General features: G+C 68.5%; 15 protein-coding genes and 1 pseudogene. 4 read left to right on the top strand and 12 right to left on the bottom strand.

The window, feature by feature from the left end; translation table 11 throughout:
* Positions 1–14 precede the first annotated feature (14 nt).
* The 11 genes and pseudogenes from ACGFNK_RS44285 to ACGFNK_RS44235 form a co-directional block, all read right to left on the bottom strand.
* Positions 15–305 carry a hypothetical protein gene (locus ACGFNK_RS44285; protein ID WP_393426625.1) on the bottom strand — a complete coding sequence of 97 codons (291 nt, stop codon included), beginning with the start codon at positions 303–305 and terminating at the stop codon, positions 15–17.
* Between the two features lie 55 nt (positions 306–360).
* Positions 361–1,380 (bottom strand): LLM class F420-dependent oxidoreductase, encoded by a 1,020-nt coding sequence (locus ACGFNK_RS44280; protein WP_393426622.1) that lies wholly within the window; start codon positions 1,378–1,380, stop codon positions 361–363.
* Positions 1,381–1,498: 118 nt separating this feature from the next.
* Entirely contained in the window at positions 1,499–2,389 is an 891-nt protein-coding gene (locus tag ACGFNK_RS44275) for a hypothetical protein (RefSeq protein ID WP_393426619.1), read from the bottom strand.
* Between the two features lie 161 nt (positions 2,390–2,550).
* Positions 2,551–2,707, bottom strand: a pseudogene (locus ACGFNK_RS44270) (N-acetylmuramoyl-L-alanine amidase); the annotation flags it as partial.
* Positions 2,706–3,011: a hypothetical protein gene (locus ACGFNK_RS44265; protein ID WP_393426723.1), complete on the bottom strand. Its 306-nt coding sequence runs from the start codon at positions 3,009–3,011 to the stop codon at positions 2,706–2,708. The gene ACGFNK_RS44265 and the pseudogene ACGFNK_RS44270, both read right to left, overlap by 2 nt.
* 347 nt (positions 3,012–3,358) lie before the next feature.
* Positions 3,359–3,844 carry a hypothetical protein gene (locus ACGFNK_RS44260; RefSeq protein ID WP_393426616.1) on the bottom strand — a complete coding sequence of 162 codons (486 nt, stop codon included), beginning with the start codon at positions 3,842–3,844 and terminating at the stop codon, positions 3,359–3,361.
* 178 nt (positions 3,845–4,022) lie between these two features.
* Positions 4,023–5,012 (bottom strand): N-acetylmuramoyl-L-alanine amidase, encoded by a 990-nt coding sequence (locus ACGFNK_RS44255; protein ID WP_393426613.1) that lies wholly within the window; start codon positions 5,010–5,012, stop codon positions 4,023–4,025.
* Positions 5,013–5,114: 102 nt separating this feature from the next.
* On the bottom strand, positions 5,115–5,534 hold the full coding sequence (locus ACGFNK_RS44250) for a type II toxin-antitoxin system VapC family toxin (RefSeq protein ID WP_393426610.1): 420 nt from the start codon (positions 5,532–5,534) through the stop codon (positions 5,115–5,117).
* On the bottom strand, positions 5,531–5,764 hold the full coding sequence (locus ACGFNK_RS44245) for an antitoxin (RefSeq protein WP_393426607.1): 234 nt from the start codon (positions 5,762–5,764) through the stop codon (positions 5,531–5,533). The genes ACGFNK_RS44250 and ACGFNK_RS44245 overlap by 4 nt, the downstream gene beginning before the upstream one ends.
* A gap of 51 nt (positions 5,765–5,815) precedes the next feature.
* The gene (locus ACGFNK_RS44240) at positions 5,816–6,466 is read right to left on the bottom strand and encodes a class I SAM-dependent methyltransferase (RefSeq protein ID WP_393426604.1); all 651 of its coding nucleotides are present in this window, start codon (positions 6,464–6,466) and stop codon (positions 5,816–5,818) included.
* 305 nt (positions 6,467–6,771) lie between these two features.
* Positions 6,772–8,250 carry an MFS transporter gene (locus tag ACGFNK_RS44235; RefSeq protein WP_393426601.1) on the bottom strand — a complete coding sequence of 493 codons (1,479 nt, stop codon included), beginning with the start codon at positions 8,248–8,250 and terminating at the stop codon, positions 6,772–6,774.
* Positions 8,251–8,483: 233 nt separating this feature from the next.
* Between ACGFNK_RS44235 and ACGFNK_RS44230 the strand changes: the two genes are divergently transcribed.
* The gene (locus ACGFNK_RS44230) at positions 8,484–10,652 is read left to right on the top strand and encodes an acyl-CoA dehydrogenase (RefSeq protein ID WP_393426598.1); all 2,169 of its coding nucleotides are present in this window, start codon (positions 8,484–8,486) and stop codon (positions 10,650–10,652) included.
* A gap of 518 nt (positions 10,653–11,170) precedes the next feature.
* Here the strand turns inward: ACGFNK_RS44230 and ACGFNK_RS44225 are convergent.
* The gene (locus ACGFNK_RS44225; protein ID WP_393426595.1) at positions 11,171–12,172 is read right to left on the bottom strand and encodes a LacI family DNA-binding transcriptional regulator; all 1,002 of its coding nucleotides are present in this window, start codon (positions 12,170–12,172) and stop codon (positions 11,171–11,173) included.
* A gap of 278 nt (positions 12,173–12,450) precedes the next feature.
* Here ACGFNK_RS44225 and ACGFNK_RS44220 point away from each other — a divergent pair, with 278 nt between their 5' ends.
* The 3 genes from ACGFNK_RS44220 to ACGFNK_RS44210 all read left to right on the top strand — a co-directional run bounded on the left by ACGFNK_RS44220 (position 12,451) and on the right by ACGFNK_RS44210 (position 15,750).
* Entirely contained in the window at positions 12,451–13,380 is a 930-nt protein-coding gene (locus ACGFNK_RS44220) for a carbohydrate ABC transporter permease (protein WP_393426592.1), read from the top strand.
* A gap of 4 nt (positions 13,381–13,384) precedes the next feature.
* Positions 13,385–14,335 carry a carbohydrate ABC transporter permease gene (locus tag ACGFNK_RS44215; protein WP_386346349.1) on the top strand — a complete coding sequence of 317 codons (951 nt, stop codon included), beginning with the start codon at positions 13,385–13,387 and terminating at the stop codon, positions 14,333–14,335.
* A gap of 80 nt (positions 14,336–14,415) precedes the next feature.
* On the top strand, positions 14,416–15,750 hold the full coding sequence (locus tag ACGFNK_RS44210; protein WP_393426588.1) for an ABC transporter substrate-binding protein: 1,335 nt from the start codon (positions 14,416–14,418) through the stop codon (positions 15,748–15,750).
* The last annotated feature ends 229 nt before the right edge of the window (positions 15,751–15,979 follow it).

Here is a 15,979-nt window from a genome sequence, read left to right as displayed (position 1 = left end):
GCGCCTCAGTGGTGTCAGTGGTGGCGGTACATGCGGTTGGCGATGACGTGCCCCACGAAGAGGTACACGACGGCGGCCAGGCCGTACCCGGCGACGACCCGGGCCCAGTCCTCGTCGAAGGTGAACAGGTCGTGGGACCAGCCGGCGAGCCAGCGGGCCGCGTCCTGGATGAACTGCACGAAGTCGTTCGCCCGGTTCGCGTCCAGCAGGTACATCAGGATCCACAGTCCGAGGATCAACGCCATGATGTCGGCGACGATCGCGATGACCCTGCCTGCCTGGTTGGTGCGATATCGAGGGGACATGCTCGCCGAGTAGCCCTTGAATCCGGGATGAAACCGCCCGGCGGCGCGATTTTCCTTACGCCGAGGCCTCGTTGAGCTCCGCCAGGACTCGGAGGGTGTGGCGGTCGGGGGACAGGACCAGCAGGTCGGTCACCGGGCCCTTCCGCCACAACTCCAGGCGTTCCGCGATCCGTTCACGCGGGCCGACCAGGGAGATCTCGTCCGCGAAGGCGTCGGGGACGGCCAGGACCGCCTCCTCCCGGCGGCCCTCCAGGAACAGGCGCTGGATTCGCCGCGCCTCCGCCTCGTATCCCATGCGGGCCATGAGGTCGGCGTGGAAGTTGCGCTTCGCGTGGCCCATGCCGCCGATGTAGAAGCCGAGCATCGTCTTTACGGGGAGGAGGCCTTCCGATACGTCGTCGCACACTCTGGCCTGGGCCATGGGGGCGATCAGGAAGTCGTCTCGTACGTCCGTCAGCGACGCCTCGTATACGTCGGGGCGCAGGGGAGACCAGTACAACGGGAGCCAGCCGTCCGCGATCCGGGTCGTCTGCGCGATGTTCTTCGGGCCCTCCGCGCCCAGGAGGACGGGGAGTTCGGGGCGCAGGGGGTGGGTGATGGGCTTGAGGGGTTTGCCCAGGCCTGTGGCGTCCGGGCCCTGGTACGGGTGGGTGTGGAAGCGGCCGTTCAGCTCAACCGGGGCCTCGCGGCGGAGGACTTGGCGTATGACATCGACGTACTCCCTCGTTGCCGTGAGCGGTGACTTCGGGAACGGGCGGCCGTACCAGCCCTCCACGACCTGCGGGCCCGAAAGGCCGAGGCCGAGCATCATGCGCCCGCCCGAGAGGTGGTCGAGGGTCAGCGCGTGCATGGCGGTCGTCGTGGGGGAGCGGGCGGCCATCTGGGCGACCGCCGTGCCGAGTTTGATGCGGGACGTCTGCGCCGCGATCCACGTCAGCGGGGTGAAGACGTCGGAGCCCCAGGACTCGGCGGTCCACACGGAGTCGTAGCCGAGGCGTTCCGCCTCCTGCGCCAGCGGGACGTGGTCCGCGTTGGGGCCGCGCCCCCAGTAGCCGAGTGCGAGACCGAGTCGCATGAGCCGCCTCCTGACGGTCCGTCAGCCATCAGCCGAGAACGGTGACTGTACGACAACGGCCCCTCGCTCGGAAGAGCGAAGGGCCGTTGGCCGTGAGGTGTGGGCGGAAGCGGGCGGGTCAGCCGCGCTGGATTCCGCTGGTGTCCTGCAGTACGCCTCGACGGCCGTCCTGCGTCTGGGCCACCAGACCGGGGCCGCGCTGCTCGACGGCCAAGTACCAGGTACCGGGCGCCAGTTCGGCGATCGGTGTCGGGGAGCCGTCCTCCCCGTACAGCGGACGCGGGACCGGCACCGCGAACCAGAACGGCGAGAACTCCGCGGCGGGCGGCTGCTGCTGAGCCTGCGGCGCCTGGGCCTGCTGCGGCTGAGGCTGCTGCTGACCGGGCTGCGGGCCGCCCTGCGCGCCGAACGGCTGGCCCGGCTGCGGCTGTCCCGGCTGACCGCCGAAGGGCTGACCCGGCTGGCCCTGGGCGCCGGGGGCGCCCGGGTAGCCGTAACCACCCTGCGGCTGGGCGCCGTAGGGCTGGGGGGCGGCGGGCTTGGGGGCGGGGAGGAGGGCGCCCTTCAGGGCCGGGACGAGGGGGGTGGCGATCGCGGCGGCGGCGAGGAGGAGGGTGGCGATGAGTGCCAGGATCAGGCCGATGCCGGCCTCGACCCCGCCGTCACCGGCGTTGGGGCCGATGTTGTCCGCGCCGCCGGCCGGGTCGAAGACGTTGCCGAGCGCGCTCCAGGCGGCGAAGACCGTGAACGCGATGCCGAACGGAGCGATGTCGAGGCCCGCGACCTTGGGTGCCTGCGGCAGCCCGTGGGCGACGACGATGAGCGCGGCGCCGATGATGCCGGCAAGTACGACGCCCATGAGCACCGGCGCGCTTCCCCAGGCATTCGGGATGGCGTAGTCGTCAGGGGCCCCGTCGAGCGAATAGAGGTCAAGGAACGACGCGATCAACAGCAACACCGCTGCTCCGATCACCACGCCGTCGCCTCGAGTGAGGGAGCGGATATTCACTTCAAGTCCTTCATCAGTCGTCGTCTCGTCTTCGGTGGAGGCGTCGCTGTCACCATGTCGCCGTATGGCCGCGGTGTGAAGCGCGGGGGTGGCCCCTCATCGTAGGGGCGACACTATCGTCCGACTGCGAGGGGTGTGTGGCCGGATCCGTTCGCAGATCATTACCCCCGCAGGAAACTCACGATTCCCGCAGAGATCCCACGCGCCGCCTTCTGCCTCCACGCGCCGCTGGTCAGCAGCGCCGCGTCCTTGCTGTCGCGCAGTTGGCTGGCTGTCGAAGGCTTCGGAAACCGTTGACAGATTGAGACCGCACAGGTCAGGCGCATGACGCCTCCGTCCGGGGCGTGTAGGCGTAGCCGTCGGCTCGTTGGAGCAAGTCGGACGTGCCGGTGGTGAACGCCCTGGACGAGGCCGTGGAGAGTCTTGATGTTGAAGTTGCCGGTAGTGCGGACGCGACGCGGCCTTTGCGGCTGCCCTGCTTCTTGCCGGTGGGGGCATTTGCGCGTACAAGATCGCCGGTGGCGTAGCCGAAGTGTTGCTTGGTGCGGCGCAGGGTGAGTGGGGGGAAGCCGTACCGGTCGGGAGCGGTACGACGGTAGGTTCCGCGTCCGGTCGACGTCACCGCAAGAATGGTTGCAGGGTGACGTGCCACGCTCTCAAGCAGCCCGACACGCAGGGCATCCAGGGTATGGCTCGTCGGTCGTATTGCGCGTTGTCGGCGCTGCTACGCGTATTGGACGACGATATCGCCTGTGTGGGCCGCTTCAGTTGTTCGGTTTGCGTCAAGGAAATGGGTGCTGGCGCAGGTTGCTTACCGTGATGCTCATCTTATTGATCAAGTCTGATCAATAAGGTTCAACTGTGCGCTCGCTATGGGGCAGGCTTGCGTTTCCCATAGCGAGAAGCGGCTCGCCGGGGACGTCCCCGGCGAGCCGCTTCGTCAAGGACTGGGGCGTGTTGCGGGCCCGGCTATCGCTCGCTGTACTTGAAGCAGACGCCGATCGGCCTGTAGGCCGTCTTGTTCTTCCGAATGGTCACCCAGTCATCAGGGATTCCGTGGCGAAATTCCTCCACGTCGAACTTCTTCCCGGTGTACTTCACGTAGGCTTTGAGCGTGCCGTACTTGCCGGGAGGCACCTCCTTGGAGCCGCTCACGGTGATGCTGCGCGACTTCGTCACGTCCCAGCCGACACCCGCGCTGATGGCACCCTTCGAAAGTTCGATGTTCTTCGAGAGCACCGAGCCTGTGCTTCGGGTCTCGTCTATACGCAGTGTCATGCGTCCTCTGCCCGAAGCCTCCGCGATAACTGTCTTGCCGCACTTGGTCCCGGTTGAGCGAATATTGATCATCCTCTTGAGGCTGGATGTGGTCGCTTCCGCGCTCGCGACATTGGTGTTCTTCGTGCTTGGCGCAGCCTCTGCCGAGGCGCCCACAGCGATCAGGGTCATGGACAAGGTGGCAACGGTGGCCCCGCGTCGGATTGTTTGGAACTTCAAGTGATCCCCCATGATCGGAAAAGAGAAAGCTTTGATCGCCTCCGGTCGAGAACAGCTGATCAAGAGGGGGTGTGCTTCTGCAATGGTCTTGAGCTAGATTTGAGGTGTGCATGGCGACTGTGAGGCCTCGAACCTCCTACTCCGCCAGGAAACTGACGATTCCCTCAGAGATCCCTTGCGCCGCCTTCTGCCTCCACGCGCCGCTGGTCAGCAGCGCCGCGTCCTTGCTGTCGCGCATGTTGCCGCACTCGATGAACACCTTGGGAACCGTTGACAGATTGAGACCGCCGAGGTCCGTGCGTACGTCGAGGCCGGTGCCGTCGCCGATGTAGTTGGAGGGCGCGCTGCCGGTGGCGCTGACGAGGTTGCCGGCGATGCGTTCGCCGAGTTCGCGGGACGGGGCGACGATCGGGCGGGTGTCGGCTTCACCCTCGTTCACGGCGCCCGGCAGGATCACGTGGAAGCCGCGGTTGCCGGGCCCTGAGCCGTCCGCGTGGATGGAGATCACGGCGTCCGCCTTTGCCTTGTTGCCGATGCGGGCGCGTTCGTCGACGCATGGGCCCCAGGGGCGGTCGCCGTCCTGCGTGAACTTGACCGTGGCGCCTTGCTGTTCGAGCAGGGTGCGGAGGCGGTGCGAGACGTCGAGGGTGAAACGGGCTTCTGTGTAGCCGTCGTTGGTGGACGTGCCGGTCGTGTCGCACTCCTTGGAGTTCGTGCCGATGTCGACCTGGCGGTTGATTTCGGTGGTGTGGCGGAAGTTGCCGGGGTTGTGGCCTGGGTCGATGACGAAGACCTTGCCCTTTAGGGGGCCGGAGGCGGCGGGGCGGGAGGTCGAGGAGCTGGAAGGGGCGGGGGACTTGCCGGGCTCCTTGGCGTCGCCGTCGTCCGTCCCGGTGATGGGTGAGGAGGGTGCGTCCGATGCGGACGTATCCGGCGACGCTGGCGACGGCGACGACTGCGCCACCGATCCGTCCGAGCCGTCCCCTCCCGAATCCCCCACTGCCTGCCACACCAGCCACCCCACCAACGCGCCCAGTACGAGCGCGGCGACGGCGACGGTCAGGGGTCTGCGCCAGGAACGGCGCGGCGGGCGGGGAGGATCGAAGTCCGGACCTACATACGACACGCCTGCCACCCTAAGCGGACTCGCCGGAGTCCGGTGCGGTGGCTGCGCTCCAAAGAGGGGCGGGTCTGCGTCAACGCGCGGCTCTGCCGCGTGGACTCACGCTCAGGTGCCGAAGTCGACGATGTCGCACTTGGCGATCCGCCCGACGCCTCGCCTGATACGGGAATCGGTGGTCACCAGGGTGAGGCCGAGGACCTCGGCCAGCGCCACATACGTCGCGTCATACACCGACAGGTTCGCGGCCAACGTACGCACGCGGGCAGTGAGGGGAAGTGCCGGATGGCGAGTGAGGGGCAGGTCGGCGAACTCCTTCAGATAGTGGTCGACCTCGCCCTTGCCGAGCTTCGGCTTGCCGCCCCTGGTGCCCTTGCCCATGCCGATGACCGACGAGGCCACCTCCGTGTCGATCAGGTACGGGGCGTGGATCTCGTCCTCGGTCGCGATCCGCTCGCGCACACGCCGGGCGAGCATGCCGCTGGAGGTGAGGAACTCCGTGACCGCGCAGGCGTCGACGACGATCACCGGCCGCTCCGTCCCTCGTCCAAGGCGGCGAGGACGTCGTCGTGGGTGACCTGGTCGCTCGCGTAGCGCTCGGCGCGGGCGACCATCTCGGCGAGGCTGGGCTTCGATGCCTCCCGCATGATGAGGCCGAGGAGGTAGCCCTGTATGGACTGGCCGGCCTCGGCGGCGCGGATCTTGATGGTGCGGGCGATGTCGTCGGGGACGTCCCGTACGGTGAATGCAGTCGTCATGACTGCATTCTATAGTCGGCGTCGTCATTTTGCAGTCAAATCGCGGGGGCCTCAGATCCCCGCTCCCGTCCGCCGCAGGACACGCAGCGAGTCGGTGGCCGAGACCTCGGTGAATGCGCCGGAGGCGACGGCGCGGAGGTACACGCGGTACGGGGCCTGGCCGGTGAACTCGTCCTCCGGGTCGGGGAAGACGTCGTGGATCAGGAGGAGGCCGCCCTCGGCGATATGGGGGGCCCAGCCCTCGTAGTCGGCGGTCGCGTGTTCGTCGGTGTGGCCGCCGTCGATGAAGACGAGGCCGAGGGGTGTCCGCCAGAAGGCCGCGATCTGGGGTGAGCGGCCGACCATCGCGACCACGTGGTCCTCCAGGCCGGCCTTGTGCAGGGTGCGGCGGAAGGTGGGGAGCGTGTCCATTCGGCCGAGGTCGGGGTCGATCGTCTCCGGGTCGTGGTAGTCCCAGCCGGGCTGCTGCTCTTCGCTGCCGCGGTGGTGGTCGATGGTGATCGCGGTGACGCCGGTCTCGCGGGCGGCGTCGGCGAGGAGGATGGTGGAGCGGCCGCAGTACGTTCCTACTTCGAGGAGAGGGAGGCCGAGTGCTGCCGCTTCGGTTGCGGCGGCGTGCAGGGCGAGGCCCTCGCGGGTGGGCATGAAGCCCTTGGCCTGCTCGAAGGCGGCGAGGGTCTCGGGCTTGGGGGCCGCGGGCATGGATTCTCCTGGTTGTACGGGGCTGTGGGCGCCCATGGTGCCGTAAGCGGGTGTTCGGGGGTGCGCCCGCCGCGGGGCGTGCTCAGCCACATCACCGGCACCGTCGTACGGCGCTACCCGGCGGAGCCTGTGGCGTGAGCGTGCTCAGCCACAGATCACCCGCACCGTCGTACGGCGCTACCCGGCGGAGCCTGTGGCGTGAGCGTGCTCAGCCACAGATCACCCGCACCGGCCTACGGCGCTACCCGGCGGAGCCTGTGGCGTGAGCGTGCTCAGCCACAGATCACCCGCACCGTCGTACGGCGCTACCCGGCGGAGCGTGCGGCGTGGGCGCGCTCAGCCACAACCGACCCGCGGCTTTCGAACCGCTCCACCCGCGGAGCGCGCGTCCTGGCCTGGCGAGGCAGCAGGAGTGCGAACAGCAGCCCCACCGCCACAGCCCCGGCAGCGATCAAGAACGAGACCCTGAACCCGTGCATCGTGGGGATCGCGACCCCGTTCACCTGGTTCGCCGTGTTCGCCAGCACCATCCCGATCACGGCGCTCGATACGGACGTACCGACCGACCGCATCAACGTGTTGAGACCGTTCGCCGCCCCCGTCTCGGACGCGTCCACGGCCCCGATGATCAACGCGGGGAGTGAGGAGTACGCGAGGCCGATCCCCGCCCCGAGGACCACCGCGATGACGACCGTCTGCCAGGCCGCGCTCATCAGGCCGAGGCCGGCGCCGTATCCGACCGCGATGATCAGCATGCCGATCATGAGCGTGGTCCTCGGGCCGTACTTGGCGGACAGGCGCCCGTACACCGGAGCCGTGAACATCATCGTCAGGCCGAGCGGTGCCACGCACAGGCCCGTTACGACCATCGACTGGCCGAGGCCGTAGCCGGTCGCCGTCGGCAGCTGGAGCAGTTGGGGCAGGACAAGGGATACGGCGTAGAAGGCGACGCCGACCATGATCGAGGCGAGGTTGGTGAAGAGCACGGGACGGCGTGCCGTGGTGCGCAGGTCCACGAGGGGGGCCTGGACACGCAGCTCCATTACGCCCCAGAGGAAGAGGACGACCGCCGCCGCTGCGAACAAGCCGAGCGTCGTGCCCGAACCCCAGCCCCAGTCGCTGCCCTTCGTGATCGGCAGGAGGAAGAGGACCAGGCCCGCGGAGAGGCCGAGTGCGCCGAGTACGTCGAAGGTGCCCTTGGCGCGCAGCGGGGACTCCGGTACGAAGACGAGGGTGAGCACGATCGAGACCAGACCGAGGGCTGCCGAGCCGAAGAACAGCGCGTGCCAGTCGGCGTTCTGTGCGACCAGCGCCGCCAGCGGCAGCGCCAGTCCGCCGCCGACGCCGATCGACGAGCTCATCAGGGCCATCGCCGAGCCGAGCTTCTCGCGCGGCAGCGCGTCGCGCATCAGGCCGATGCCGAGCGGGATGGCGCCCATCGCGAAGCCCTGGAGGGCGCGGCCGGTAATCATCACGAGCAGTTCGCTGGTGGAAGCGGCGATCAGCGAACCCACCACCATCACGGCCAGACTCGTCAGCAGCATCCGCCGCTTGCCGTAGAGGTCACCCAGGCGGCCCATGATCGGTGTGGCCACGGCGCCGGCGAGCAGGGTCGAGGTCATGACCCAGGTGGCGTTGCCGGGGGAGGTGTTCAGCAGCTCCGGCAGGTCCTTGATGATCGGCACGAGCAGGGTCTGCATCACCGCGACAACGATGCCCGCGAAGGCCAGTACCGGGACGATTCCGGCGCCGGTGCCGGAATCGCTGCCGATCGGCCTCCGCATGGGGCGTTGGTCCGTCGTTGTCTGGGGCTGGGACATCGGGTCGTGCCTCCGGGGGACGTGCGTGCGGTACGTGCACGGTGAACCCCGTGCGCCAAGGCAACTATTCCATTGCTTTGGGTCCCTAACGAATTCTTGACCATCTGACCCATCGTCAGCATCCGGGCAGTGTCTGACCTTCCATCAGATTGGAACGTGTTCTACTCTTTCGCCGACCTTGGGGAGGCGAGGCCTGCATGGGGATCGGGATCACGCGTGAACAGCGGGAGTTGGCCGAAGCCGTGCGCGGCTGGATCGCTCGGGCCATGCCGCCCGAGGAAGTGCGTAAACTCCTCGATTCGCCCGGCGAGGGCAGACCTCCGTACTGGGACGGGCTCGCCGCGCAGGGGCTGCTCGGTGTGCATCTGCCCGAGGCGTACGGCGGTGGTGGCGGCGACCTCCTCGACCTGGCCGTCGTGGTGGAGGAGGCTGCGCGGGCCGCGCTGCCGGGGCCGTACGTCCCGAGCCTGATCGCCTCGCTGGTGCTCGTCCGTGCGGAGGCGGACGGGTTGGTGCGGGCGCTGGCGGCGGGGGAGCGGGTGGGGGCCGTGGCGTTCGGGGCGGGTTCGCTGACCGCTGCCCCGCGTGAGGAGGGCGGGTACCTCCTGGACGGGACCGCCCCGCCGGTGCTGTCCGGGGCCGACGCCGACCTGCTGATCCTGGCCGCCTCGGATGGGGTGGGCGGGGTGGTGTGGTCGGCCGTCGATGCCGCCGATCTCGTTGTACGGGCGCACGAGGGCGTCGACCCTACGCGGGCCACCGCCGAGGTCCGGGCGGATGGGGTGCGTGTACCCGCCGACCGCGTACTGCCCATCGCGGCCGTCGACTCAGCGCTCGTGCGCGACCTGGCAGCTGTCGTCCTCGCCGCGGACGCCTGCGGCACCGCTGCCTGGGCGCTGCACACCGCCTCCGAATACGCCAAGGTTCGCGAGCAGTTCGGGCAGCCCATCGGGCGGTTCCAGGCCGTGAAGCATCTGTGCGCCGACATGCTGGTACGGGTCGAACGGGCCCGGGCGCTCACCTGGGACGCGGCTCGGGCGGTTCAGGAGCCGGACGGCGTACGGGAGTTGGTGTCGGCCCTCGCTGCCGCCGAGGCCCTGGACGCCGCGTACTCCTGTGCCAAGGACTGCATTCAGGTTCTCGGCGGGATCGGGTTCACCTGGGAGCACGATGCCCATCTGTATCTGCGGCGGGCGGTGGTGGCGCGGCAGCTGTTCGGCTCGGGCGACGTGCACCGGCTGCGTGCTGTGCGGCTCGCGGAGGGCGGCGTACGGAGGAAGTTGAGGCTGGATCTGCCGGGGGAGGCAGCGGCCCACCGTGCGGACGCCCGTGAGGTTGTTGAGCGTGTGCGTGGTCTCGAACCGGCTGCAGTACGACGGGAGTTGGCGCCCACCGGGTACGCCGCCCCGCATCTGCCCGCCCCGTACGGGCTCGGTGCCGGGCCTGTCCAACAGCTTGCCGTTCAGGAGGAGTTGGCCGCTGCGGGCGTACGGCTCAGTGATCTGGGGATCGCCACCTGGGTCGTACCGTCGCTCATCGCCTACGGGACGCGGGAGCAGCAGGAGCGGTATCTGCTGCCTACGCTGAGCGGGGACGTGCTGTGGTGCCAGCTGTTCTCGGAACCCGGCGCCGGGTCCGACCTCGCCTCGCTGCGGACGCGCGCCGAGCGGGCCGCCGACGGGAGCTGGCGGGTCAACGGGCAGAAGGTGTGGACCAGTTCGGCCCGCTGGGCGGACTACGGGATCCTGCTCGCCCGTACGAATCCGGAGGCGCCCAAGCACAAGGGGCTCACGTACTTCGTCGTCGACATGAAGAACACGGAGGGTATCGATGTCCGTCCGCTGAAGGAGATCACCGGGGAATCACTGTTCAACGAGGTCTACTTCGACGATGCCCTCCTCCCGGCTGATGCGGTGGTCGGGTCCGTCGACGACGGGTGGAAGGTTGCCCGCAACACCCTTGGCAACGAACGCGTCCACATGGCCGATCAGTTGACCTTCGGTACCGGCATCGAGGCGCTCCTGGCCAGGGACTTGGACGATGCCGTACGGCTCCGGCTCGGCGCGCTGATCGCCGAGGCGCACGCGCTGGCCTGCATCGGGCTTCGTACGACCATGCAGCAGGTGTCGGGTGTCGAGCCGGGCGCCGGAGCCTCCGTACGCAAGCTCGTCCAGACCGTGCACCAGCAGAAGGTCGCCGAACTCGCCCTCGAACTCCTCGGCCCGGAGGGCGCGTTGTGTGAGGGAGCGGGGAAGCGCGCCGCACACGGTTTCCTGCTCTCCCGCTGCCTGACCATCGCCGGCGGCACGACGCAGGTACAGCTGAACGTGGTCGCCGAGCGGATCCTCGGGCTACCGAGGGACTGAGGCGCCCCCAGCAGATGAGCGGCCTTGGCGAAGTCCGGCGCGATAGCGCTCCGCTGGGCGCGGTTTGATCCTGCGGGTCCGCCGTGGCTGGTCGCGCAGTTCCCCGCGCCCCTAAAAACCTGCGACTCCAGCACCCCGGGAAAGCCCGCACCCCAACGCTCCCGCAGCCTCCCTCCGGCGGGAGGGGTCGTGGGCCGGTGCGTCGTATGCCCGTCGCTTAGGTTCTGTCTCGGAGAACCCGCACCCTGTACCAGGCCAGGGCCGTATGCCCGGCCTGCGACGGGCTGACGCACCGGCCCACGGCCCCGCACCCACCACCCACCCAGGGGCGCGGGGCTGTGACATCAGCGGCTCCGCCGCGGGGCGCGACCAGCCACCCACCAACCCGCAGCCGCCCAACCGCCGGAGGCACCCCGCGGGGAACGGCGCGACCAGCCACCCACCAGCCCCCGCAGCCGCCCAACCGCCGGAGGCACCCCGCGGGGAACGGCGCGATCAGGCACAACGAACCCGCAGGTTCATCCCCGTTCCAGCCGAGCGCTCAGCGGCCCCGCGCTGCTACGTACTACGAGCCGCGTTGGCACCAGCGTCGTGCCGTGCTCCGTCTCGTCATGGTGCATCTGCCGCAGCACGCCCTCCACGCAGAGCCGTCCCACCTCGGCGAAGTCCTGGTGGACCGTGGTCAAGGGAGGCAGGAAGGAGCCGGCCTCGGCGATGTCGTCGAAGCCGATGACGCTGACGTCGTCCGGTACCTTCCGGCCCTGTTCGTGCAGGGCGCGCAGCAGGCCGAGTGCCATCTGGTCGTTGGCGGCGAAGATCGCTGTGCAGTCCTTCTGGCGGGCGAGTTCGAGACCGGCGTGGTAGCCGGACTCGGCCGACCAGTCGCCCCGTACGAGAGGTGGTGTGGGGCGTCCGGCCTCGGTGAGTTCGGTGCGCCAGGCCTGGGCGCGGCGCTCTGCCGCGTAGGACTCCTCGGGGCCTGCCAGGTGCCAGACCGTGTGGTGGCCTAGATCCAGGAGGTGGCGTACGGCGGTGCGGCTGCCGCCGGCCTGGTCGGTGTCGACCACGGTGTAGCGGTCTCCGGCGTCCGAGTCGGCAACGACGATGCGGACGTGCGGTGGCAGGGAGAGGGTCACCGCGTCGAGGAGGTGCACCTCCAGGATGACGATGACGGCGTCGACCGCCAGTTCCCCGAGGCGGGAGAAGGCGCCGCGGACCTCGTTCTGGGTGGGGACGGCGACGGGCAGGAGTGTGACGGCGTAGCCCTCGTGGGCCGCGGAGGTGGCGATCGCCTCCAGGGTGCGGACGTTGCCCGTGGTGGCCAGGCCGAAGGTGATGACCCCGATGGTGCGGAACTCGCCGCGTTTGAGGGCCCGTGCGGCGCTGTTGGGGCGGTAGCCCAGTTCCTCCATGGCCGCGAGCACCTGTCGGCGGGTCTCCTCGGTCACGCCTTCATAACCATTGGAAACCCGGGAGACCGTCTGTGAGGAGACGCCGGCCAGCCGGGCGACATCCGCCATGGACGCGCTCTGGGTGCGGCGACCTGCCCTTGTCCTGGTACGCACTCGTGCTCTCGGCGCCGATGCGTTGTCCGCAGTGTCCACCCGTCTCCCTTGTCGCTCGGGGCGCAGTTTCCGCTGCCGACCCTTGACCGTCGTGATCGGGGCAGTGTAGACATTCCGCCATCAGATGTTTACGTAAACATAACAGCCCATGGACACTTGCAAAGCGGAATGTTTACGCAAACATCTTCGGCGGCGCACAACGCCGGTTCCGGGATGGATGAACGAGGAACGACATGACGACGCTACAACCGCCGGTGGCCGCGGACCGGCCTCCAGGCCCCCGGCCCTCGGCGAAACACAGCCGCCGCTCCTGGACGGGCTGGGGGTTCATCGGCCCCTTCGTGGCGGTCTTCGCCCTCGTCTTCCTGGCGCCGATCGCGTACTCGATCTATCTCAGCCTGTTCCGTGACCAGTTGATCGGCGGCAACCAGTTCGTCGGCCTGGACAACTACACCCAGGCCCTCGAGGACGACCGGTTCTGGGACTCCCTCATCCGGGTCTCCCTCTTCCTCGTCGTCCAGGTGCCGATCATGCTGGGCATCGCCCTGCTCATCGCGCTCGCCCTGGACAGCGGGCGGCTGTACGGCAAGGACTTCTTCCGGATCACGATCTTCCTGCCGTACGCGGTGCCCGCCGTGGTCGCCACTCTGATGTGGGGCTTCATGTACGGCACCCGCTACGGCCTGGTCGGCGACATCAACGACGCCTTCGGCGTCACCCTGCCCGACCCGCTCTCGACCGATCTGGTCCTGGCGTCGATCGGCAACATCGTCACCTGGGAGTTCGTCGGCTACAACATGCTGATCTTCTACTCCGCGCTGCGGGTCATCCCGCACTCGCTCTACGAGGCCGCGGAGATCGACGGCGCCGGACAGTTCCGCGTCATCACCGCGATCAAGCTCCCCGCCATCCGCGGCGCCCTCGTCATCGCGACGATCTTCTCGATCATCGGCAGCTTCCAGCTCTTCAACGAGCCGAACATCCTGCGGCAGTTGGCGCGCAACGCCATCACGACGGACTACACGCCGAACTTCTACACGTACTCGCTGTCCTTCAACGGCCAGCAGCAGAACTACTCCGCGGCGGTCGCCATCATCATGGGGCTGATCACCATGGTGATCGCCTACATCGTGCAGCTTCGCGGCATGCGCAAGGGAGCGTGACCCGATGAGCACCCCTCTCACCGCCGCCGCCAAGTCTCCGACCGCTCCGGCCGCAGGCTCCGGCAAGGGCACGCCCCGGCTGCGTACGCCCGGAAAGAAGCACACCCCCGGGCGCCCCAAGCGCAGTGTGCTGCTGACCGTGCTCACCGGCCTGATGCTGCTCTACACCGTGGTGCCGCTGATCTGGCTGGTCATCAGCGCCACCAAAACCCAGGAGGGGCTGGCCGACTCGTCCGGGCTGTGGTTCGCAGACGACTTCGCCCTCTGGTCCAACATCAGCGACACGTTCACGTACAACGACGGCATCTTCACCCGCTGGCTGCTGAACACGCTGCTGTACGTCGTCCTCGGCGCCGGCGGGGCCACCTTCCTGGCGATCCTGGGCGGCTACGCGCTGGCGAAGTTCGACTTCCCCGGAAAGCGCGGCGTCTTCGCCACGGTCATCGGTGCCGTCGCCGTCCCGGGCACCGCACTCGCGGTGCCGACCTTCCTGATGTTCAGCAAGATGGGGCTGACCGACACTCCGTGGGCGGTGATCCTGCCCTCGCTCGTCTCGCCCTTCGGCCTGTATCTGATGTGGGTGTTCGCCACCGAGGCGATCCCCACCGAACTGCTGGAGGCCGCCCGTGTGGACGGAGCGAGTGAGGCGCGCACCTTCTTCCAGGTCGCCCTGCCGCTGCTCGCCCCCGGCATCGTGACCGTCCTGCTGTTCACCACGGTCGCCACATGGAACAACTACTTCCTCCCGTTGATCATGCTCAAGGATCCGGACTGGTACCCGCTGACCCTGGGGCTGAGCGCCTGGAACTCCCAGGCCGAGACGATCGGCGGTGACGTGATCTTCAACTTGGTGATCACCGGTTCGCTGCTCACCATCGTGCCGCTGATCGCCGCGTTCCTGCTGCTGCAGAAGTACTGGCAGTCCGGGCTCGCCGCCGGAAGCGTCAAGGAGTGACCGTCCCCGAAGGCCCCACGCCCCCACACAACGTCAAAACCCTCGCCCTGTCCCACCCACGAAGAAGTGGAAGCACCTCCATGCGCATAACCACAAACCGCCTGATGCGCGGCATAGCAGTCCTCTCCGTCCTCGCCCTGGGCGCGACCGCCTGCGGTGACTCCGACGACAGCGCCGGCAACGAGCCGGTCTCCGCCGACGACATGCAGGCCGCCCTGGAGAAGGGCGGCACGATCAAGGTCTGGGCCTGGGAGCCCACGCTGAAGACGGTCGCCGCCGACTTCCAGAAGAAGTACCCGAAGGTCAAGGTGGAGCTCGTCGGCGAGCGGTCCGGCGACAAGCACTACACCGCCCTGACGAACGCCATCTCCGCCGAGAAGGGCGTCCCCGACGTCGCGCAGGTCGAGTACTTCGCGGTGAGCCAGTACGCCCTCACCAAGGGCCTCGCCGACCTGGCGCCCTACGGCGCCGACAAGCTGAAGGACAAGTACACCCCGGGCCCGTGGAACGCCGTGAGCGAGGGTGAGGCCGTCTACGGCCTGCCGATGGACTCCGGCCCCATGGCGATGTTCTACAACAAGGCGGTCTTCGACAAGCACAAGATCACGGTGCCCGCCACCTGGGACGAGTACGTCGAGGCGGCCCGCAAGCTGAACAAGGCCGACCCCAAGGCCTTCATCGCCGCCGACGCCGGTGACGCGGGCGGCACCACCAGCATGCTGTGGCAGGCCGGTTCGCGTCCCTACAAGGTCGACGGCACCAATGTGAAGGTCGACTTCTCCGACGCGGGCGCCAAGAAGTACACCGAAACCTGGCAGCCGCTCATCGACGAGAAGCTCCTCGCGCCCATCACCGGCTGGACCGACGACTGGTACAAGGGCCTGGGCGACGGCACCATCGCCACTCTGGTCACCGGCGCCTGGATGCCCGCCAACTTCGTCACCGGCGTGCCGCAGGCGGCCGGCGACTGGCGCGCGGCGCCGATGCCGGCCTGGACCAAGGGCGACAAGGCCAGCGCGGAGAACGGCGGCAGCTCCCTCGCCCTGCCCGAGCTGGGCGAGAACGAGGAACTCGCCTACGCCTTCGTCGAGTACGCGAACTCCGGTGCCGGTGTGCAGAGCCGGATCAAGGAGGGCGCCTTCCCGGCGACCAATGCGGAGCTCGAGTCCGAGGACTTCCAGAACACCGAGTTCGAGTACTTCGGCGGGCAGAAGGCCAACGAGATATTCGCCGAGTCCGCGGCCAACGTGTCCGACGACTGGTCGTACCTGCCCTTCCAGCAGTACGCCAACTCGATCTTCAACGACACCGTCGGCAAGGCGTACGTCTCGAACACCAAGCTCTCCGAGGGTCTGAAGTCCTGGCAGGACGCCTCCGTCAAGTACGGCAAGGAGCAGGGCTTCACCGTCGAGTAGTCGAGCGAAAGCGCTCCGCTGGAAGTGCAGTGATGGGGCTGCGGGCCGGTGGGGGCTGGTCGCTCCCCCCGCTCGGCTTCGCTCGAGCGGGGGGACCACCATCGCGGCGGAGCCGCACATGTCACAGTCTCGGGCCCCCTACGGGGGGCGGGGCCCCCCCCGCCGTAGCCCACCCGCGCGGCCCCGGGGCACCCCCCCCCCCCCCCCCCCCCCCACCGCACGGCCCCCC

It is taken from the genome of Streptomyces sp. NPDC048825 (assembly GCF_043198355.1).
Classification (GTDB): Bacteria; Actinomycetota; Actinomycetes; order Streptomycetales; family Streptomycetaceae; genus Streptomyces; species Streptomyces xiangluensis.
This window is presented reverse-complemented; position numbering and strand designations above follow the sequence as displayed.